16 protein-coding genes are annotated in these 21114 nt (G+C 65.2%); 12 read left to right on the forward strand and 4 right to left on the reverse strand.

Annotation, left to right across the window (positions count from 1 at the left end):
• Positions 1–21: 21 nt before the first annotated feature.
• Positions 22–777 (reverse strand): sigma-70 family RNA polymerase sigma factor, encoded by a 756-nt coding sequence (locus KF838_10225; protein ID QYK47158.1) that lies wholly within the window; start codon positions 775–777, stop codon positions 22–24.
• Between the two features lie 258 nt (positions 778–1035).
• Between KF838_10225 and KF838_10230 the strand changes: the two genes are divergently transcribed.
• The 4 genes from KF838_10230 to KF838_10245 all read left to right on the forward strand — a co-directional run bounded on the left by KF838_10230 (position 1036) and on the right by KF838_10245 (position 4777).
• The gene (locus KF838_10230) at positions 1036–1980 is read left to right on the forward strand and encodes a hypothetical protein (protein QYK47159.1); all 945 of its coding nucleotides are present in this window, start codon (positions 1036–1038) and stop codon (positions 1978–1980) included.
• Positions 1981–2240: 260 nt separating this feature from the next.
• Complete coding sequence (locus KF838_10235; GenBank protein ID QYK49830.1) at positions 2241–3290, forward strand: rod shape-determining protein; 1050 nt, start codon at positions 2241–2243, stop codon at positions 3288–3290.
• Positions 3291–3344: 54 nt separating this feature from the next.
• Positions 3345–4211, forward strand: a complete 867-nt coding sequence (locus KF838_10240) for a hypothetical protein (GenBank protein ID QYK47160.1) — start codon at positions 3345–3347, stop codon at positions 4209–4211.
• The gene (locus KF838_10245) at positions 4208–4777 is read left to right on the forward strand and encodes a hypothetical protein (GenBank protein ID QYK47161.1); all 570 of its coding nucleotides are present in this window, start codon (positions 4208–4210) and stop codon (positions 4775–4777) included. Before KF838_10240 ends, KF838_10245 begins: the two co-directional genes overlap by 4 nt.
• A gap of 86 nt (positions 4778–4863) precedes the next feature.
• On the opposite strand, the gene KF838_10250 is transcribed toward KF838_10245, so the two are convergent.
• Positions 4864–5559, reverse strand: coding sequence for an HAD family phosphatase (locus tag KF838_10250; GenBank protein ID QYK47162.1), 696 nt, complete (start codon positions 5557–5559; stop codon positions 4864–4866).
• 50 nt (positions 5560–5609) lie between these two features.
• On the opposite strand from KF838_10250, the gene KF838_10255 reads away from it, so the two are divergent.
• The 5 genes from KF838_10255 to prmC all read left to right on the forward strand — a co-directional run bounded on the left by KF838_10255 (position 5610) and on the right by prmC (position 13924).
• Positions 5610–6875 (forward strand): hypothetical protein, encoded by a 1266-nt coding sequence (locus KF838_10255; protein ID QYK47163.1) that lies wholly within the window; start codon positions 5610–5612, stop codon positions 6873–6875.
• 30 nt (positions 6876–6905) lie between these two features.
• On the forward strand, positions 6906–7277 hold the full coding sequence (locus KF838_10260) for a GxxExxY protein (protein QYK49831.1): 372 nt from the start codon (positions 6906–6908) through the stop codon (positions 7275–7277).
• A 72-nt stretch (positions 7278–7349) separates the two neighbouring features.
• A complete protein-coding gene (gene polA / locus KF838_10265) occupies positions 7350–10376 on the forward strand; it encodes a DNA polymerase I (protein QYK47164.1) in 3027 nt (1008 codons plus the stop codon).
• Positions 10377–11093: 717 nt separating this feature from the next.
• The gene (locus KF838_10270; protein QYK47165.1) at positions 11094–12881 is read left to right on the forward strand and encodes an amidohydrolase; all 1788 of its coding nucleotides are present in this window, start codon (positions 11094–11096) and stop codon (positions 12879–12881) included.
• Positions 12882–12931: 50 nt separating this feature from the next.
• Complete coding sequence (prmC, locus tag KF838_10275) at positions 12932–13924, forward strand: peptide chain release factor N(5)-glutamine methyltransferase (GenBank protein QYK47166.1); 993 nt, start codon at positions 12932–12934, stop codon at positions 13922–13924.
• Here the strand turns inward: prmC and KF838_10280 are convergent.
• Entirely contained in the window at positions 13915–15489 is a 1575-nt protein-coding gene (locus tag KF838_10280; protein ID QYK47167.1) for a response regulator, read from the reverse strand. The genes prmC and KF838_10280 overlap by 10 nt on opposite strands.
• Positions 15490–15619: 130 nt before the next feature.
• Between KF838_10280 and KF838_10285 the strand changes: the two genes are divergently transcribed.
• The 3 genes from KF838_10285 to KF838_10295 are packed head-to-tail and all read left to right on the forward strand — an operon-like array spanning position 15620 to position 19460.
• Entirely contained in the window at positions 15620–16561 is a 942-nt protein-coding gene (locus KF838_10285) for an ABC transporter ATP-binding protein (GenBank protein ID QYK47168.1), read from the forward strand.
• Positions 16558–17280: an ABC transporter permease subunit gene (locus KF838_10290; protein ID QYK47169.1), complete on the forward strand. Its 723-nt coding sequence runs from the start codon at positions 16558–16560 to the stop codon at positions 17278–17280. The genes KF838_10285 and KF838_10290 overlap by 4 nt, the downstream gene beginning before the upstream one ends.
• Positions 17277–19460, forward strand: a complete 2184-nt coding sequence (locus tag KF838_10295) for a hypothetical protein (protein ID QYK47170.1) — start codon at positions 17277–17279, stop codon at positions 19458–19460. Before KF838_10290 ends, KF838_10295 begins: the two co-directional genes overlap by 4 nt.
• A gap of 500 nt (positions 19461–19960) precedes the next feature.
• Here the strand turns inward: KF838_10295 and KF838_10300 are convergent, their stop codons facing one another.
• Positions 19961–21073 (reverse strand): DUF444 family protein, encoded by a 1113-nt coding sequence (locus KF838_10300; GenBank protein QYK47171.1) that lies wholly within the window; start codon positions 21071–21073, stop codon positions 19961–19963.
• Positions 21074–21114 lie beyond the last annotated feature (41 nt).

Below are 21114 nucleotides of genomic sequence, written 5' to 3' on the forward strand. Positions count from 1 at the left end.
TGCTGCCGCGCCCTCCCGCACTCAGCCGCCCAGACGGGCGGCCTCCTCGTCACGACGCCGCAACTCCATCTGCCGGTGATAGATCTCGGCGATGCTCTCATCGAAGAGGGCGTCGTCGGCCTTAGTCGGATTGAGGTCCAGTCCGTTTCGCTCCGCCTCCGACGCCTCGTCCTGCGTGAAGGAATACATGGCCACGACCTGCGACAGACGCCGACGAAGCATGTCCCGGATTTTGGCCAGCCGGCGGCTGATCGTCGGCTCAGAAAGCCCGAGCGAACTCGCAACGTCCTTGCCGCTCGTGCCGTCAAGCACACGCATCCTGTAGATCGCAAAGTCGGTGAAATCCGACTCTCTTTCGACCATCCGGATCGCCGCCTCGACCTTGGCGCGAAAGACCGCCGCCTCATACGCCTCGTCCACGCCCTCGAAACGGCCCGCCATCCAACGCTCATCGATCTCGGTCGCGCGCCGATTCCCGCCCCGCTTCTGCGCGTTCCGCCGGTCCATCTCGTCGCCGAGCACGTGCTTCGCGATCGCGAGCAGCCAGGTTGAGAACCTCGCCCCGCGCGTCGGATCGAATCGATCGATCGAGTCCGAAAGCGCCGCAAGCGTCTCCTGCGAGAGGTCCTGCACCGTCTGCGAACCGATCTGCCCCTTCCCCCACTTGGAGAGCTGGGCACGGATCACCGGCCCGAAGGTCTGCCACAACTCGAACCACGCCGCCTGGTCGTTCGCACGCAGGCGCGCCACAAATCCGGTTGTCAGCGAACTGAGCATCTCCGATCACCTCCGCGATCGCGCACGAACAGCGTCCCCGAATCGACGCGCGACCGACGCCATCATTCGGGAGACGATCCCTCTCATTTCGCCCTCGTTGCACACTCGGAAGCCGTCCCGCACACGCAAATGAAGGATATGGGCCCCCGCCCACACAGGCGCGAAAGAACTCGAAGCCCACTCCCAATCACCCATCCCGTCAGGCCACACACCGCACTCCCGTCCTGCCAAGGGCGGATTCCCATTGGAGGCCCAGCCATGCCTTGCATCACTCGTTGCATCGTTCGTAGTGCTCTCGTTCTCACGCTCGTGGGCGGCGCGGCAGTCGCCGTTGCCGGTCCGCAGCGGGTCGCCGCGGCTTTCCAGCAGACCAAGCAGAAGATCAACTCGAGCATCGATCAGCACATCGCAGACCCCGTCGCCCTCCGCGCCCAACTCCGCGACCTCGAGGGCAAGTATCCCCAGCGGATCGCCGATGTCCGAGGCGACCTCGCCGAAGTCGACGCCCAGCTCTCCCAACTCACCAGAGAACTGGCCGTGAGCCAGCGGGTCGTCGCCCTCGCCGACGACGATCTCGTCAAGGTCCAAGGGCTCCTCGCCCGCGCCGAAGAGGCACGCGCCCAGAACGTCGGCCACGTCATCCGTGTCCGCATGGAGCACGAGTCGCTCGACCTCGAGCAGGCCTATGCCAAAGCCAACGCCATCAGCCAGTCCCGCTCGGCATACGCCGCGCGAGCCGCTGATATCGAGCGTGACCTCGGCTACCTCTCTCAGCAGCGCGACCGCCTCACCTCGTTCCTCTCACAGCTCGAAACCGAGCGTGCCGACTTCCAGTCCCAGCTCTGGTCGCTCGACCGTCAGGTCGACGCGATCGCACGCAACGACCGCATGATCGAGCTCATGTCCAAGCGCCAGCAGACCCTCGACAAGATCAGCCGATACGAGGTCGCCTCGCTCGACCAGTTCAATGTCAAGGTCGCCGACATCCGCGCCCGTCAGGAAGCCGAGCTCCAGTCGCTCTCTCTCCGCTCCGGCACCACCAGCTACGAGCAGCGCGCCAAGCACCAGCTCGACGTTGAGGCCTCGCGCCCGGGACTCCTCCAGCCCAGCCGGATCGAGATCCAGCCCCCGGTGCTCGAGATCCGTCCCGAGCCCTCAAACCAGCCCAAGGTCGATTCCAACCAGATCGCCCGCAGAGACTGAATGGGCCGTCCCGGGCCTCAACCTGAAGGCCGCGGAACAACCTCCGCTTGCCGCACGTGCCACCCCGATGGCACGTGCGGCTTTGTCTTTCCCAGCGACCCGCACCCCAATACAGTTGTCGGGATATGGAAGGGATATGTGGCCAAACGCCCGAATGGCCGATAATCTGAGGGCCAGCGGGATCGGGCGGCAGGACGGCTGCCCGGCCGTTCGGTAGGACTTTGCTCCGGACGATGCTCCGGCGACTGGAAGATCAGCCCATGTGGATGGACCGAATCATGGGACTGTTCAGTGTCGATATGGGCATCGACCTGGGCACGTGCAACACGCTCGTCTCCGTCAGGGGACAGGGCATCGTTCTCAATGAACCCTCCGTCGTCGCCGTCAAGAAGGGCACCAACCAGGTGCTCAAGGACGGCCAGGCCGTCGGCTGGATGGCCAAGGAGATGCTGGGCAAGACCCCCGGCTCCATCACCGCCATCCGTCCCCTGAAAGACGGCGTGATCTCCGACTTCGAGATCACCGAGGCGATGCTCAAGTACTTCATCAACAAGGTCAACGGAAAGTCGCGCATCTTCGGACCACGCGTCGTCATCTCCATCCCCTCCGGTATCACAGCCGTCGAGAAACGCGCCGTCTTCGATTCCTCCATGCGCGCCGGCGCCCGAATGACATACCTCATCGAAGAGCCCCTCGCCGCCGCCATCGGGGCCGCGCTCCCAGTCGCCGAAGCCACCGCCTCCATGATCGTCGATATCGGGGGAGGCACCACCGAGGTCGCCATCCTCTCGCTCGCCGACATCGCCGTCTGCGAGTCCGTACGCGTCGCCGGCGACGACCTCGACGAGGCCATCATCAACCACATGAAACGCGCGTACAACATGATGATCGGCGAGCAGTCCGCCGAACGCATCAAGATCGAGATCGGCTCCGCCGCACCGGCAGGCGAGCCCGCCTCCATGGAAGTCCGCGGCCGCGACATGATCTCCGGCCTCCCGCGCAAAACCGTCATCACCTCCGACGAAGTCCGCGAAGCCCTCAGCGAACCCGTCGCCGCAATCACCGAAGCCGTCACACGCACACTCGAACGGGCCGAGCCCGAACTCGCCGCAGACCTCGTCGAGAACGGCATCGCCCTCGCCGGAGGCGGCGCGCTCCTCCGCGGGCTCGACAAGGTCCTCTCAAAGGCCACAGGCCTCGGTGTACGACTCGCCGACGACCCGCTTACATGCGTCGCTCGCGGCACATGCATCTTCCTCGAAAACTTCGAGGAGTGGAAGGACACTCTCGAAAACGACGTCTCAATCTAACCTCACACCGATACCCCACGCCCACCTCCCAACCCACTCATCCGCATGGCGCACATGACGCACCAGACCAAACCGTCGAGGCGCCTGCTCGCCGGGTCGATCCTGGTCCTGCTCGTCATGGGCCTCCTCCCCATCCGTCTCACCGCATGGGCCGGCTGGTTCGGCGACCTCCTCACAACACTCACCGCCCCGGTCAGCGACCCCGCCGCACGCATCTCACGCTGGCTCTCACCCGCCGCCCCGCGCACCGCGCAGCCAGAGCAGATCCGCCTCCTCGAACGCGAACGCGAGGAACTCCTCCGGCTCTACCGCCTCGAACGCGAAGAAGTCACCCGGCTCAGAACCCTCATCGCCGACCTCCAGGCAGGCGCCGCGCTCTACCCCGAAGCCAAGGTCAGGCAAATCCTCGCACCGGTCATCGCCTCATCGAGCGATCGCTCCAGCACCGTCATCCGCGTCCGCGCGGGGCGATCCTCCGGCGTCGATCGCGGCAGCGTCGCCACCACCGCCGGCGTGCAACTCGTCGGGCGAGTACAAAGCGTCTCCGAACGCATCTGCGACATCGTCCCCATCACCGACGCCGGTGCCGGCCCGATCACCGGCATGATCCTTCTTGACGCAACCAGCGCCGGCCCCACCTGCCTTCTCAAACCCACCGGCACGGGAACGCTCTCAGGACCCGTCGAGGACATGACGGGCATCGCGCCGCGCCGCGGGATCGAACCCGGCATGCGGATCCTCCTGCAGGATCCCACCTGGCCGAGAGCCGCTCAGATGCTGCTCATCGGCGTCGTCGAATCCGCCGAGCCCGCGCCCAACCAACCCCTCAGAACCGTCGTGACCGTCCGCCCGACCCTGCGACTCGATCGCGTCGGCGAGATCGTGCTCAGAACCTCTCCCGGCGGGGAGGACACCCCATGAGATGGCTCATGTTCGTCCTGGTCGCGTGGGTCATGCTCGGGCTTGAAACAGGCCTGAAGCCCGCCCTCCAACTCGGACCCACACCCATCGCACCAAGCTTCGTTCTCCCCCTCGCCGTCGTCATCGCCATGTTCGCGTCCTCGTCAGCATCCCTCTGGGCATGCCTCCTCCTCGGGCTCATGGTCGATCTCACCTGGAAAATCCCCCGCACCGACTACGGCACCGCCACCATGATCGGCCCATACGCACTCGGATACCTGCTCGCAGGACAACTCGTCCTCACGCTCCGCGGCATCATGATGCGCCGAAACCCGCTCAGCGTCGCGTTCCTCTCCGCATGCGCCGCCGCCGTCGCCAACGTCGTGGTCGTCGCCATCATCACCCTGCACACCGCGTTCTACACCGAACCCATCGAGTGGAGCGCGCCCCAGCAGCTCCTCGCTCGCCTCTCCTCCGCGCTCTACACCGGTGTCATCGGCCTCGTGCTCGCACCCGTCTTGCTCTTCGTCGCGCCCTTCATGGGGCTCCAGACGCCAGGAACACGCCGATACGTCAAACGTGGCTGACCGGCCGACGGCCCGCTCGCCACCCGTTTCCGTACAACCCGCATACCGATACTGACGCTTCCGGCGCAGCACTCAACCGCCGTGGGTCAGCGCATCTCCGTCTCGCGCCGGAGAACCGACCTCAACAACTCCTCATCCACATCCCGCAGCCGCGGCACAACAACCGTCGCTCTCGCAAGCCGCACAGCGCTCACCGTCTGCGCCACCCCGATCACGGCCATCCCCGCGCCGATCGCCGCCTCAACCCCTCGGGGCGTGTCCTCGATCGCCACGCAACCCGCCGGCTCAACCCCCAGCCGCGCAGCCGTAAGCAGATACCCCTCAGGATCCGGCTTCGATCGCGCCACATCCTCCACCGCAACGATCGTCCGAACCCGCTGCAACAAGTCGTGCTTCGCAAGCGCCGCCTCGATCTCGACACGCCGCGCCGCGCTGCACACCGCCAGCGGCACCACGCCGCACAGCCGATGAATGAGCGTCACCGCCCCCGCCACAAGGGGAACCTCGCCCGCAAGCGCCAGCCGCTCATACACCTCGTTCTTCGTGCGCCGCACACGCTCGAGCGCATCCCCATCGAGCACCACACCCCGGTCCGCCGCGACCTGCACATAACAGTCAACATCCGGCAAACCCACCCACCTGGCAAGAAACTCCTCCACGGGAAGATCGATCCCCGCCGCCGCCAGCCCCTCGCGCGTGGCAAACCCGTGGATCGGCTCGGAATCAACGAGCGTCCCGTCAAAGTCAAAGATCACGGCCCTGAGAGCATGGGGGTGGATCACATCCAAGCGTAGCGGCAGCGCAGAGCCCGAATCCCGTACACTCACGCACGATGAGACACGCCATCCTCTTCGATCTCGACCTCACGACCGACGGCTCACCCGTGCCCTTCGCGGGACCGGCGATCCTCTCTCCCCTTACCGACCTTCGCGCCGCCTTCGACGTGCGCACCGGCGCGCTCACGACGCTGGAACGCCTCTCCACATCCCTCCACATCGCCGGCGCGATCGTCCCGGAACCCATCGCACCCCTCACGCGCGAGCGCCACGCGTTCCCCGTCAACACCGGATTCGCGCTGCCTCATGGCTCCCCCGACGACATCCTCCTCCTCAGCGCCCGATGCCCACTCCCCATCTCCGAGGCGACGCATCTCGCCCCGGGCACCGCCATCGTCGAGCTCGCAACGGGACACCTCATCGCGTGGCGCACCACCATCGACAAGGCCCGCGCCGTCGCGAGCAACCACACCATCAGTCCCGACGCCGTCGGCCTTGTCGAAAAGCGAGTCCTTCTCACGAGGCCGTGGCACGTCCGAACCCTCCGCGACGCCTGCATCGCCGCGGATCTCAGCATCCTCGCCGGCTCCCCGACCGCCATCCCCGCCGGCGTCACACCCATCGGTGCCCACCCGATCCACATCGATCCCTCCGCCCGCGTCTATCCGACCGTTGTTCTCGATGCCGAGCACGGCCCCATCTGGATCGGTCCGCATGCCGTTGTCCGCCCCGGCTCCATCCTCATCGGCCCGTGCGCCATCGGCGAGCATTCGACCTTGCTCGACCGCGCGCTCATCAAGGGACAGACCGCCATCGGACCACACTGCAAAGTCGCCGGCGAAGTGGGCGGCACCATCATCCAGGGATTCTCAAACAAAGCCCACGATGGGCACCTCGGCGATTCGTGGCTCGGCGAGTGGGTCAACCTCGGCGCGGGCACGACCAACTCCAACCTCCTCAACACCTACGGCGAAGTCATCGCCAAGCCCACGCCCGGCGCGTCCAACGAACGCACCGGCGAGACCTTCCTGGGCGCGATCATCGGCGACCATGTCAAAGCAGCGATCTGCACACGCATCATGACCGGCGCGATCATCGGCACCGGCACCATGTGGGCCGCCACCAAACCAATCAGCGGCACTATCCCCCCCTTCACCTGGGCCACCGACGCGGGCGAACGCCCCTATCGCTTCGACAAGTTCATGGATGTAGCGAAGGCGGCAATGTCAAGGCGAAAAGCAGCACCGTCGGAAACATACGCAAGACGACTCGAAGAGATCACCACTGAGGGCCACGGAGAGCCACGGAGGGGAGCGCGTTAGACTCGTCAGTCAACGGAGGAACCACTCGTGCTGCTACATGAAGCCCTGACAGAGAAGATCATCGGAGCGGCCATAGAGGTGCATAAGAACCTGGGGCCGGGGCTGCTCGAATCGGCGTACGAAGCGTGCCTTGCACACGAGTTGGTTGCAATGGGACTCTCATTCACACGACAGAAGCCATTGCCACTCGAGTACAAGGGCATGGTACTGGAGGCTGGCTATCGACTCGATCTGGTTGTCGAGGAGAGCGTGCTATTGGAGTTGAAATCCGTTGAGAAAATCGAACCCATCCACGAGGCACAACTCATGACTTACATGCGGCTGTCCGGCCTTCGCGTCGGACTGCTCATCAACTTCAACGTTCTTGCGCTCCACACGGGTATCAAACGCCGTGTACGCTGATCCTGTCCCCGTATCCAATCTCCTCCGTGGCACTCCGTGGCCCTCCGTGGTGAATGCTCTTTGGATCGACGCATGAAAACCCTCTACCTCATCGACGGCTACGCCCAGTTCTTCCGCGCCTACCACGCCATCCGCACGCCCATGACCAGCCCCGTCACCAAAGAGCCCACGAACATGACGTTCGGCTTCATCGGCATGCTCTTCAGGCTGCTGCGGGGTGAGGGCAATCTCGGCGGCACACCCGACTACATCGCGCTCACCCTCGACGTCTCCGGCGACCGAGGCACCTTCCGCTCACAGCTCTATCCCGACTACAAAGCCCATCGCCCGGATCCGCCCGAAGACCTCTTTCCGCAGGTGGACCGCTGCCTGGCGCTGCTCGAAGCGATCGGCATGCCGATCATCGGCGCGCCCGAGTTCGAGGCCGACGATGTCATCGCGACCCTCGTCGCCAAACTCAGGAAAGCCCACCCCGACCTCAAGATCCGCATCATCTCCAAGGACAAAGACCTCAAGCAGCTCCTCCGCGACGCAGGGCCGAACGAGCCGGGCGTCGAGCTCTACGACGTCCACACAGACCTTGCCATCACCGCTTCATCGCTCAAGGCCGAGACCGGCATCACCCCCGAGCAGGTCATCGACATGCTCACGCTCATGGGCGACACGGTCGACAACGTGCCAGGCGTTGACGGCGTCGGCCCCAAGACCGCAGCACAACTCATCGCCCAGTACGGCACCCTCGACGCGCTCATCGCCGATGCCGCCAACATCAAAGGCAAACGCGGCGAGAACATCCGCGCCGCGATCCCGATGCTCCCCCTCTCCAAGCAACTCGTCACACTGCGCACCGATGCACCGGCTGACCTCGATCTCAACGCGGCACGAAGCCAGACCCTGCGCCTGGCCAACCTCAACCCCATCCTCAAAGAACTCGGCTTCAACCGCTACCAGACCGACCTCGCAAACCTCATGGGCGTCCCGCCGCCCATCATGATCCCCTCACCGGATGTCCCGAACCCCGCAACAGATCGCATTGCCCCCAAGCAGACGAAGCAGGACGATGGTGGCGGCCTCTTCGGTGGCACCCCATCAACGCCGGACGACGCACCAAAGCAGACAAAGGCACCCTCGAAAGCCGCGGCCGATGCCCCGCCCCCTGTCGGCGGCCTCTTCGACTTCCCCGCCGCCGCCCCCACACTCTCCCGCCCCCCCACCGCCGGCTACGCGTGCGTCCGCACCAAGAAAGACCTGGACGCAGTTGTCAAAGCACTCCAAGCCGCGCCCATCTTCGCGATCGACACCGAAACCACCTCGCTCTCCCCTCGCCAAGCCAAGCTCTGCGGCATCTCCATCGCCATCGAGCCGGGCGCGGCGTGGTACATCCCCGTCCGCTCGCCGACACCATCGGATCATCTCGACGAGGCAACCGTCCTCGCCGCGCTCCGCCCCATCCTCGAAGATCCATCGAAGCCGAAGCTCGGCCACAACCTGAAGTACGACCTGCTTGTGCTGCGAGCGGCGGGTGTCGAACTCCGCGGCCTGACACATCCCGGATCGTGTGATTCGATGGTCGCGAGTTATCTGATCGATGCATCGCGATCGTCGCACTCACTCGATGCGCTGTCGCTCGCCCTTCTTAATCACACGAACATCTCGATCAGCGAGTTGATTGGCACGGGGAAAGATCAGCGGACGTTTGACACGGTACCGGTGGATCTGGCGACGGAGTACGCCGCGGAAGATGCGGACGTTTCCCTTCGCCTCGCCCACACCATGCAGCCGCAGTTGAAGGCGATGGGTCTGACGGACCTGATGCAGAAGCTGGAGTTGCCGCTCGTCGAAGTCCTCGCCGAACTGGAGTGGAACGGAATCACGGTGGATGGCAACGAGCTTGAGCGCCAGCGCGGCCGCCTCCAGACACGCATCGATGAACTCGCCAAGGCGATCCAGAAAGCCGCAATGGACACCATCGGCCGAGGCTTCAACCCCGACTCACCCAAGCAGCTCGCCGGTGTCCTCTTCAACAAGCCGGACGATGAAGAGCCGGGACTGGGCCTGAAGGTGGTGAAGCGCACCAAGACCGGCGCATCCACCGACATCGAGGTGCTGGAGAAGCTCGCGGCCGATCCCGACATCACAACAACGATCCCCTCCCTCATCGTCGAGTATCGCCAACTCACGAAGCTGGTAAGCACGTATCTCGTCGCGCTCAAGGAGGCGATCTTGCCGGAAACAGGGCGCGTCCACGCGAGTTTCCACCAGACGGTCGCCGCGACGGGGCGGCTGGCCTCCAGCGATCCGAACCTTCAGAACATCCCGATCCGCACCGATGTCGGCCGCGAGATCCGCAAGGCCTTCGTCGCCCCGCCGGGACGTCTCCTCCTCACCGCGGACTACTCGCAGATCGAGCTCCGCCTCCTCGCACACCTCTCACAGGATCCCGGCCTGATCGAGGCCTTCACACGCGGCGAGGACATCCACACGCAGGTCGCGGCCCAGATCCACAACATCCCGATCAAGGATGTCACCAAGGACCAGCGCTCCGGCGCGAAGATGGTCAACTTCGGCATCGTCTACGGCATCACGGCGTTCGGGCTGGCCCGCCGCCTGAACATCGGCAACACGGAAGCCGCCCAGATCATCGACGGGTACAAGCGGCGCTTCGCGGGGATCACGACATTCCTCGAAGAGTGCATCGCCCAGGCACGCACGCACGGATATGTCGAGACGATGATGAAGCGCCGCCGCCCCATCCCCGACATCGACTCCACCAACCCTTCGCGAAAGGCCTTCGCGGAGCGGACGGCGATCAACTCCGTCGTGCAGGGCTCCGCGGCGGACCTCATCAAGCTCGCGATGGTCGACTTGCACGCGCGGCTCAGCCCCCACGCCTCGCACCTGCGAGGCGGCAAGCCACCGGAAGTGCCCGGCACGCTCATGCTCCTCCAGATCCACGACGAACTGGTCTTCGAGGTGCCGCGTGAAGAGGGCGAGCGTGCCCGCGCATGCATCAAGCAGCGAATGGAATCAGCGATGACCCTGTCTGTACCACTTGTCGCGGATGCGTCGCTGTCGGAGAACTGGTTCGAGGGGAAGTGATGGGCGAGCGCGACACATGCACCCCGCTCGACACAAGAGCGTTGCCTGTGCGCTTGGTGATCGTCGTCTGCTGCGCCATCTTTCTCATCGTTGATGTGCTCTGGCTCGCATCGGAGTATCCACAGAACTCACGTGTCGGCCACGCTGTTGCGGATGTACTCGGGTGGGAGAACCGGCATGCGGGCACTCACCCATGGGTTGACGCGTGGATCGAGAGCACAACAGACGGTCCGCAGATCTCAACCGGAAGAGTGCCATTCTCGAATGCGGATACACGAACTCCATCTGCCACCTTCACGCTCTGGCCACCACTCCCACCGTCCGGCTTCTGGGCTCCGACACGAAGAGAATGCGTTCGTGGGACATTCTCATACACCACGGGTAACTTCAATATTCAGATCATCCCGCCCACCGAGCTGCGCGAGCCGATTCGGGGCTTCATCGCCTCCACGTACCAACCATGGCTCCTTGAGAAGTACGACGAGCTCATCGCGACCGGCGGCACGGGCAGTCGGCCAAGATGGGCAGGTTACCTCCACAATGCCGTGTCCGCCCTCGCAGCGACGGCCTTGCTCATCTGCGTGGGCTCGCTTTCCCTCGACTTCATCCGTCACCTGCGAGACACCCGCTTCCCCCACGGGCACTGCGGGCGGTGCGGGTACGATCTATGCGGCTTGGCGCCCGATTCCGCTTGCCCCGAGTGCAGCGAGGTCCGGCGTGGTGAATCGTGAATATCTTGGCACCGAGCATCCGAGGCCCGAGGGACATATGAAGAAGCCGCTCGCGATCGTCCTTTCACTCATCGGATTCGCTGTCTCCACCTCCGCCTCCCCTCCCGACACCATCCTCCGCAACGCCACCTTCCACACGCTGGATGAGAAGGCGCCGATCGCGCGGGCCGTCGCGATCACCGATGGCAAGATCGCCGCACTCGGCACCGAGACCGACATCCTCCCCCTCGCGGGTCCCGAGACCCAGGTCTTCGATCTCGGCGCGCGCACCGTCATCCCCGGCCTGATCGATGCCCACGGCCACCTGGCCGGGCTCGGCCAGTTGTCGCTCGGCGTCATCGATCTCGCGGGCACAAAGACCTATCAGGAAGTTCTCGACCGCGTCGGGGCACGCATCAAGGAATCCCAGCCCGGCGCGTGGATCATCGGGCGGGGATGGGACCACGAGTCCTGGCCCGACCGCCTGCTGCCGACCCACGACGCGCTCTCCGCGATCTCGCCCGACAACCCCGTCTGGCTCTCGCGCGTCGACGGCCACGCCGCCCTCGCCAACAAAGCCGCGATGGATCTCGCCGGGATCGACGACCACATCTCGAACCCCGCAGGCGGCGAGATCATCCGCGATGCACAAGGCCGCCCCACCGGCGTCTTCATCGATAACGCCGAGACCCTCATCGAGCGCGTGATCCCACCCTCCGTCTCCGGCGATCCCCGCGCCATCATCCTCGAAGCCCAGCAACGCTGCTTCGAGGTCGGACTCACCGGCGTCCACGACATGGGCGTCCACCCCGAAACCGCCCGCATGTACCGCCAGATGGCCGATGCCGGTGAACTCAAGCTCCGCATCAGCGCCATGATCCCCGCCAACTACGCGCTCCGGTACATGTCAGAACACGCACCGATCGACCACCCCGTCGTCACCGTCCGCGGCTGCAAGCTCTACATGGACGGCGCGATGGGCTCGCGCGGCGCATGGCTCCTCGCGCCCTACGCCGATCGCCCCCTCGGACCCGACGGCGAGCCATACATCGGCCTCGCCGTCAGCGATCCCGACTTCATCGAGGCCGTCGCGAAACTCGCCCTCGAACGCGGGTTCCAGGTCGCCACCCACGCCATCGGCGACCGCGCCAACCGCGAAGTCCTGAACGCCTACGAGCGGGCGGCACACAACCGCGCCCCAACCAGCGTCTCCGAACTCGGCGAACTCGGCAGCATCCGCTTCCTCACCGAGGCCCGCTTCCGCATCGAGCACGCCCAGCTCCTGCATCCAGCCGACATCCCGCGCTTCGCCAGACTCGGCATCATCGCCTCCATGCAGCCGACGCACTGCACAAGCGACATGCGCTGGGTCGAAGATCGCGTCGGCCCGGAACGCTCGAAGGGCGCCTATGCCTGGAAGTCCCTCCAGCGATCGGGCGCACGCATCGCCGGAGGAAGCGACTTCCCCGTCGAAAGCCACAACCCCTTCCTCGGCATCTACGCCGCCATCACACGCCAGAACCTCGAAGGCGAGCCCGCCGGCGGCTGGTATCCTCGCGAACGCCTCAGCCGCACAGACGCACTCCGCTCCATGACCATCGACGCCGCATACGCCTCCTTCCACGAGACCTCGCGCGGCTCGCTCTCTCCCGGAAAGTTCGCGGACCTGATCGTGCTGGACCGCGATGTACTGACATGCCGCGCGTCGGACATTCCCTCGACCCGCGTGCTGATGACGATGGTCGGGGGCGAATGGGTCTTCAAGGATCACGAGAAGCCCATGGATCTAGAGTAAGGGCACTGCTTCGAACGGGATTTCCGCTTTACAGTGCAATAATCCACGGCATGACCACACCTATGCAACCATCGTCCGAACAGACGTGGACCACACGAAACCTCATACGGTGGATGCGTGATACCTTCGCCAGGAAGGGCTTAGATTCTCCCGATCAGTTCGCGGACATGTTGATGATGCATGTATTGGGCTGCGAGCGTGTTAAGTTGTACCTTGATCACGACCGACCTGCGAGCGCCGAAGAGCGAGCCCGGCTCCGTGATCTCGTTATTCGCGCGATGAATCACGAGCCCGTACAGTACTTGGTGGGCATGGTCATGTTTTTCGGACTTCCGATAGACGTTGACAAGCGTGTGCTGATCCCACGTCCATCCACTGAAACAATCGTCGAAGAGGTCCTGCAGCACGCGCGTGCAACACACGGCATAAGCATCCCTCCGCTCGCAACGCATGCCGACTATCTCTCGGCTGCGCGAATTCGCAGCAGCGCTTCCTCCATCCCTCTATTGATCGCAGACGTCTGCACCGGCTCGGGATGCATCGCCATCGCACTCGCCAAGCGTCTGCCCGGCGCGCGGGTCGTCGCGACCGACATTTCGGCCGATGCGCTCGATGTGGCGAAGGCCAACGCGGAGAAGCACGGAGTTGCCGATCGCGTGGACTTCGCCCAGGGCGACCTGTTGACGCCGGTGCTCGCGCATCCGGTGGCGGGGGCGAAGGGCTCGCTCAACTACCTCGTGTCGAATCCGCCCTATATCCCGGATCACGAGTGGGAGACGGTGGAGCCGAACGTGAAGAACCATGAGCCGCACGGCGCGCTGCGGGGCGGCGCCGACGGCATGGACTTCGTCAAGCGCGTGCTCGCCGAAGGCCCCGCACTCCTGGCTCCCGGCGGGCAGATCCTGGTTGAAATAGCCGCGTGCACCGCGCCGGACGTGTTGACGATGGCCAAGGCGCATCCGCTGCTGGCCGATGCCCGCATCATCCACGATCACGAGGGCCTCGCTCGGGTGATCGTCGCGCGCCGAGCAGATCAGGCCTGAGCCGGCGGAGCTGGGTCTGAGCCGCCGCCCCGCTGCGGCAGCGAAGCCCGCACCTCTTCCAGCAGCTTCTCGATCTGGAACGGCTTGAACAGCACCGCCCGCTGCCCCTCCTGCGAAGCACGAACGATCGAGTGGTGCGGGTCATACCCGAACCCCGTCATCAAAATCACCGGCACCGCCCCGAGGCACCGACGCGCCGCGCTGAACACCTCATACCCGTTCCGGTCAGGCATCTTGATATCGCTGATCACCAGCTCAAACGGCGGATACTCGCCCCGATGGCACGCCTCCAGATACTCGATCGCCGCGCCGCCGTTATCCACAACCACAACCTTCGCCCCGCGATTCCGCAGCACATCGCCGATCACCCGCCGGATCTTCGGCTCGTCGTCCGCGATCAGAATCCATCTGTCCACCAGCAACGGATCCGGTGCCCTGTGCGCCAGCGCCTCCTCCACGCCCAGCAGCGTCTGCGGTCCGCTCGTCACGTCCTGCATCCGCCTGCGGATCGCATCGCAGTCCGTCTTGATCCGGTCGATGTGGTTCCGCACCTCAGGGTCCGTCGACACAATCTTGTCCAGCCACTCCGCCTCACGCAGAATGTCCTGAAGCGGCTCCGCAACCTCGCTGTCCACACGCCGGCTCACCGCCTCGTTCGTCGTCGAACGCTCCGCCACAAGCAGGTCGAGCATGTGCAGCGCGATCGCGATATGCCTCGCAAAGATCTCCGCCGACTGCCGATCCTCCTCGCTGAACGCCGCAGGAGTGCAGGACTCCACATCCATGATCCCAAGCACCCTGTCGTGCAGACGCAGCGGAACCGTCAACGAACTCTTCGCGCCAGACAAGCCCGGGAGAAACTTCTCGTCCGAGCCCACATCGCGGCAGATATAGCTCTGCCCCGTCGCCGCCACCCAACCGCTGATCCCGTTGTTCTCCGGCTCCGGAAAGATGTCCAGATCCTCGATCTCCGACGGCAGACCAACCGAGAACACGATCTCGAGCTTCCCCGACTTCTCGTTGAGCAGACGGATCACAAAGTGGTCAAAGTGCAGCAAATCCCGGTTGTACCCGATGATCTTCGACTCAAGCAGCTTCAAACGCTCGTGCGCGTTCATCTTCCGGATCGCCTCACGATCCAGACGCACCAACTCCTCGCCAGCCCGTGCCAGCGTCTCCCGCTGCATGCGAACCCGACGCGCCGCCGTGATATCCCGTGCCACAGCCACCGCGCGGCTGCCCGGACCCGTCCTCACAACCCCGGGATCAACCGTCGCCGTCAGCTCATACCACACAGTTTGGTCGTTGCTCGAAATCTCGATCGGACCCCACGACGCCGGCGGCTGATCCTCAGGACCCAGCACACGACGCCCCGCACACGACGCACGCTTATCCAGAAACGCGCGGCACTCCGACGCGATCCGGGTCCGAGCCCCCTCGTCCAGCGTCTGGAACTTCGCGTTGCTCCACGTCGTCACACCCTGAAAGTCGACAACGCAAACGGCAACGTCCAACGCCGCAAGGATCAGCGTCGCATCAAGCGCCTCGTCGGTCCGTTCGGTCACGCCCCGGTTTCCTCCGCTCCCACGTTCACCTTCACTCACTCAGATGAGTCTATCCGGCCCGGGGTGACGGCGGGGCCGAGTTCTGCCCGACGCGACAGAACGCCCGCCGCACGGTACCCTCATCATCGGCATGGTTGCTCTTGATCGCGTGCATAAATGGTACGGACGCGTGCACGCCCTTCGTGGCGTCTCCTTCGAACTCCACCCGGGGCAGGTCGCCGGACTGCTCGGACCCAACGGCGCAGGCAAGTCCACCACCATCCGAATCCTCACCGGCATGATCCCCCCGGACGCCGGACACGCCAGCATCCGCGCCCTCGACACCCTCAACCAATCCCTCGCCGCACGCGCCAAACTGGGATATCTCCCCGAATCCGCCCCTCTTTATCCTGAAATGCGCGTGGCAGACTACCTCGCCTTCCGAGCCCGGCTCTACCCCCTCGACAGATCCAGACGCCCCGCCGCCATCGACAGAGCCATCGAACGCTGCTGGCTCCGCGATGTCCGAACCCGCCGCATCGGACACCTCAGCAAGGGCTACAGGCAACGCGTCGGCCTCGCCGCGGCGATCCTGCACGATCCCGAGGTCCTCATCCTCGACGAGCCCACCAACGGACTCGACCCCACCCAGATCGCCCAGATGCGCACGCTCGTCCGCGAACTCGGCTCCGACCGCACCATGCTCATCTCCTCCCACATCCTCCCCGAGATCGAGCAGATCTGCTCGCGCATCCTCATCGTCGCCTCCGGCGAACTCAAGGCCGACGGCACGCCCGCCGAACTCATCGCCAAGCACGGCGGCCCTTCGCGCCTCATCGTCGAAGCCCGCTGCACACCCGAGAAAGCCGGGCTGATCCTCGGGCTCCCTCAGCAGAGCCCCCGGCTCACCGAACTCTCCGAGGGCTGGACCCGCATCGAATCGCCGTGCGCGCCGCACGAACCCGATCCCCGCGAACGCATCGCCCACGCCTTCGCAGCATCCGGCACGCCCGTCCGCGAACTCCGACTCACAACCGCCACCGTCGAGGATGTCTTCCTCGCTCTCGCCCACGGCCGAGAGGGCACGCCATGAGCGTCATCGCCGCGATCGCCGGACGCGAGTTCCGATCGTTCTTCCGGCTCCCCGTCGGGTGGATCGTCATCGCGCTCTTCCTCCTCCTGACAGGCGCCGTCTTCGCAACCGCCATCCTCGCGCCCGGACAGCCCGCCACCCTCAGGCCCTTCTTCGCGATCGCCGGGTGGCTCCTCCTCCCCGTCGTACCGGCCATCTCGATGCGCCTCTTCAGCGACGAGATACGAACCGGGACGATCGAGCCCCTCCTCACATCCCCGATCCGCGACGGCTCGCTCGTCGTCGGAAAGTTCCTCGGCGCAACCCTCTTCCTCCTCGCGATGTTCCTCCCGACGCTCGCCTACCCGATCACGCTCTGGTCACTCTCCGACCCCGCCCCAGATCTCGGGCCGATCCTCGCCGGCTACTTCTCGCTCGCCCTCCTCGGCATGCTCAACCTCGCGATCGGCACCCTCGCTTCCGCCTGCACCTCCAGCCAGACCCTCTCATTCCTCGCCGCCCTCTTCGTGTTGCTCGGCATGCTCCTCATCCCCTCCTTCCCCGCCCACACACTCCCGATCCCCGCGCAGCGCGCCATCGAGTTCGTCTCCCTTACCCCGCGCATGAGCGACTTCGCCAGAGGGGTCATCGACACGCGCCACATCGCCTGGTTCGTCGCGCTCACGGGCTGGCTGCTCGTGCTCTCCACACTCGCCCTCCAATCAAGGAGATGGCGATGACCAGAGAGACATCAGGCCCTTCCACACCGCCAACCCGGTCACGCCGCGCCAGATTCGCCGCCCTCGCCGCCGCGATCCTCCTCTCCGCCACGGTCTGCTCTCTCTCGCTCGTCCGCATCGGCAACTCAACCGCCATCCGCTTCGACGCGACCGCGACCGGCGAGCACCGCCTCTCACCCCGAACGCACCAGATCGCCGAGGCGCTCCCCGCCGGCGCGCGCATCATCCTCGCACTCGACAAACGCACCATCGAGCCGGGCGCACGCCAGACGCTCGAAGACGCAATCTCAACCTTCAACCGATCCGGCACACGCATCCAGGCCGATTGGATCGACACCTCAGGCCAGACCGGTCGCCTCACCTTCGCACGAACGCTCAACGCACTCACCACCGAGCAGCAGGCCTCTATCGACTCCTACGCAACCATCATCCGTCAGGCCGCCGAATCCCTCCAGACCGCGGCACAATCGATCGATCCCGCCCTCGTCTCCCAACTCGAAAGCATCCGCGACGCCCTCGGCCCCGACGATCCCGGCCGTCGCGCCTTCGACGAGCGTGCCGCACTCTTCCGCGTCCTCTCCAGAGACGCCATCGCGATCGCGAGCGCCGCCTTCGCCCCGATCCACGAGTGGGACTCACGCACATCTGAGCCCGACGACGCACCCGGCCCTCCCCTTCTCGACGAATCCTGGCAGCGCATCCGCTCCCCCGGTGAGAACCTCGATGCACAGCTCGACGCGCTCGCCCGCGAACTCGGCGAGTACGCCCGCTCCGCCCTCGGAACGCCCGAGGCCCGCGATCTGGCACGCGGCCTCGCAGGCAGAGTCGCAAACCTCAGAGCCCCGCTCGCCCGCGCCATCGATGCCGCCCGCGTCGCAAAGGCACCGGCGGTCATCCGCGTCGCGCGCCTGATCGAGGCCGATCGCGCCGCCATCGTGGTCGGAGACACAGGGCCGGGCATCGTCGCCATCGATCCAGACGCGCTCATCGAAGCGGCCGCATCCTCCACCGCCGAGGCAAGGGCACGCGTCGAATCGCTCTTCGCCACCGCGCTCGGCACCCTGCTCGCCTCCAGACCCCCGATCGTCGTCCTGCTCCACGCCGAGAATCCGCTCGTCCTCGCCCGCGCGAACCTCTATCAGAAACTCATCGAACGCCTCTCCTCACGAGGCATCGACACCGTTCTCTGGTCGCTCCTCTCAAGCGCGGAGCCACCGTCACTGCGCGAACTCAACCCGGACGGTCTCCGCCGCGTCGTCTACATCGCCCTCTCAACCGATTCCAGCAGCCGCAGCCCGGGACCCGGCCAGCCCACCGGCATTGAGAGAGCCCAGCGTCTCGGGGCCGCACTCCGCGACCTCCACCAACGAGGCGAGCCCCTGCTGATCTCCCTCAGCCCATCCATATTCCCCTCAACCGGCTCGCCCGATCCGACCTCCGACTTCCTGCTCGAACTCGGCCTCACCGCCGAGACCGCGCGCCCCCTCGTCCGCGAGCGCACCACCCCCACCGCCCGCATCGTCACCACTCCCCTCACCGGCGCGGACCGCATCACCGCCGCAAGCGATCATCCCATCGCCGGCGCGATCAGCGGCCTCCCCCTCTTCATGGCCTGGCCGATCCACATCGCTCGATCCGGCGATCCTCTCCCCGGCGTCCGCGCCGAGCCGCTCCTCAATCTCCTCAGCGACGCCACCTGGGGCGAGTCGCAGTGGATCACCCTCTGGCAGATCGGGCTCGAATCGCAGTCAACACTCCCCGCTCCCCCCTCGCGCGATGCACGCGATCTCCCCCCACCCGCGAACAACGAGTTCACGCTCGCATGGGCGGTCGAGCGACGCCCGCCGGACAACCCGATGTCCGTGCAGCGTCTGGTCATCGTCGGCACACACAGCTACGGCCAGTTCGGCTGGTTCGCCGACGGCATCACCCACGAGCAGACCTCAATCGACGGCCGAGCCGTCAGAACCCACCCGGGCAACACCGAACTCCTCGACGCGTCGATCGCCTACCTCGCCGAACTCGACGAGCTCATCGCCCGAAGCCCCGAGGCCGGATCGACCCCCGTGATCCGCCCCATCGATCCCGATCGACTCCGCATCATCCGCCTTGCGCTCGCGCTCGGCATGCCCGGCGCGATCCTGCTCATCGGTGCCGCCGCGTGGCTCATCCGCAGATAAACGCCCAACCCGCGCCCCAACCCCAGCCCCAGCACCCACATCCCGCGCCGGAATCGCCGTCCCGCACTCCGGACACAAGGTCGATCGAATCGCCCGAACGTCATACCCGCACGCGTAGCACCGTGGCCCATGCTCGACACGCCGCGGCAGACACGCGATATACACCCCCATCCCCGTCACCACCAGCCCATACCCATACAGAATCGGCTGCAACACCTCCATGTAGATCCGACCCTGCGTCACCACGCCCAGCGTGTAGTGCCCCAGAATCACCATCGCCATGAACGCCGCGCCGAGCCCCACCCACACAAATCCGAGCAGCGTCCGCCGGTGCCTCCCCGCGAGCCACCACACGATCACCGCATAACCCGTGAAGAACGGAATCAACGCTCGGCCCTCTGCGTCACGATTCGCCGCGCACGCCCCCTCAGTTTCGCAGGTCCGTCCCCCCGCGTCGAGCCCTTCCGCACATTCCCCCCCGAAACGGCCCCGGCGATCGTTCATCGCCCCTGCTTGAAGAACGTCCGCAGCGACTCGTAGATGTCGTCCTTCCCGTTCACCCTGCTCGTCACCAGCCGTGGACCATCCCCGATATCCGCCCCGTTGGGAAACGCCTCATGCAGCACGTTGATGAACGATCCTGAACCATACGAAGACGCGACCTGGCAGTAGCCGAACATGTTCGACACGGGCAGCAGGTGCTGATCCAGGATCTTCACGCACTCGCGATTGTCCGAATCGCTCGAGTTGTCACCATCCGAAAAATGGAACAGGTAGATGTTCCAGTCCGACGGGTCGTAATGTCCCTCAAGGATCGACCTCGCGCACTGCAACGCACTCGATATCTTCGTCCCGCCGTCCTCACGCACCGAGAAAAACGTCTTCTTGTCAACCTCCGACGCCCGCACATCATGAACGATGTAGCGGCTCTCAATCCCCTCGTAATTCCGCCTCAGCCACGTGTCGATCCAGAACGCCTCCAACCTCACCAGCTCCTTCTGCTCATCGCCCATCGAGCCCGACACGTCCATCATGTACACGATCACCGCGTTCGACTGCGGCTTCTTCACCTCGTTCCACGATCGGAACCGAAGGTCACGCTTGATCGGAATGATCACCGGGTTGTCAGGGTCATACGTCCCCAGAGAAACCTGACGCTTCAACGCCTCGCGATATGTCCGCTTGAAGTGACGCAGACTCGCCGGGCCGATCGGACGGATCCCCGTGAACTTGTCGCGAACCGTCGTGATCCGATGCTCGCCGCGCGGCTTGATCCGCGGCAGTTTCAGCTCCTCCGCCAGAATGTCCGCCAACTCCTCCATGCTCACATCCACCTCAAGGATGTGCTTCCCCTCCTGCTCGCCGCCCTGCCCCGGCTTGCCGCCCTGTCCGACCGAATCACCCTCATCGCCCTCCCCCATCCCCACTCCCGACGAGTTGTCGCCGTAGCGAAACGTCGGAATATCGATGTCATGCACTGGGATCGAGACAAACCGCTTCCCCTCGCGCCCGATCAACTCGCCGCGAGACAGAAACTTCTTCAGATCACGCCGGATCCGACCACGCACGATCTGCCTGAAACGCTGATGGTCTTGTTCGATCTTGCTGAGCATCGTGCTCACCCACCCCCCCGACACGCCACACACCCAGGCGG

Source organism: Phycisphaeraceae bacterium, assembly GCA_019454185.1.
In the GTDB taxonomy this organism is placed as follows: Bacteria; Planctomycetota; Phycisphaerae; order Phycisphaerales; family UBA1924; genus JAHBWV01.

Coding starts and splice junctions, on each gene's coding strand:
- KF838_10235 (QYK49830.1), top strand. CDS start 2,241: ATGTGGATGGACCGAATCATGGGACTGTTCAGTGTCGATATGGGCATC.
- polA (QYK47164.1), top strand. CDS start 7,350: ATGAAAACCCTCTACCTCATCGACGGCTACGCCCAGTTCTTCCGCGCC.
- prmC (QYK47166.1), top strand. CDS start 12,932: ATGACCACACCTATGCAACCATCGTCCGAACAGACGTGGACCACACGA.
- KF838_10295 (QYK47170.1), top strand. CDS start 17,277: ATGACCAGAGAGACATCAGGCCCTTCCACACCGCCAACCCGGTCACGC.
- KF838_10285 (QYK47168.1), top strand. CDS start 15,620: ATGGTTGCTCTTGATCGCGTGCATAAATGGTACGGACGCGTGCACGCC.
- KF838_10245 (QYK47161.1), top strand. CDS start 4,208: ATGAGATGGCTCATGTTCGTCCTGGTCGCGTGGGTCATGCTCGGGCTT.
- KF838_10225 (QYK47158.1), bottom strand. CDS start 777: ATGCTCAGTTCGCTGACAACCGGATTTGTGGCGCGCCTGCGTGCGAAC.
- KF838_10300 (QYK47171.1), bottom strand. CDS start 21,073: ATGCTCAGCAAGATCGAACAAGACCATCAGCGTTTCAGGCAGATCGTG.
- KF838_10230 (QYK47159.1), top strand. CDS start 1,036: ATGCCTTGCATCACTCGTTGCATCGTTCGTAGTGCTCTCGTTCTCACG.
- KF838_10290 (QYK47169.1), top strand. CDS start 16,558: ATGAGCGTCATCGCCGCGATCGCCGGACGCGAGTTCCGATCGTTCTTC.
- KF838_10240 (QYK47160.1), top strand. CDS start 3,345: ATGACGCACCAGACCAAACCGTCGAGGCGCCTGCTCGCCGGGTCGATC.
- KF838_10255 (QYK47163.1), top strand. CDS start 5,610: ATGAGACACGCCATCCTCTTCGATCTCGACCTCACGACCGACGGCTCA.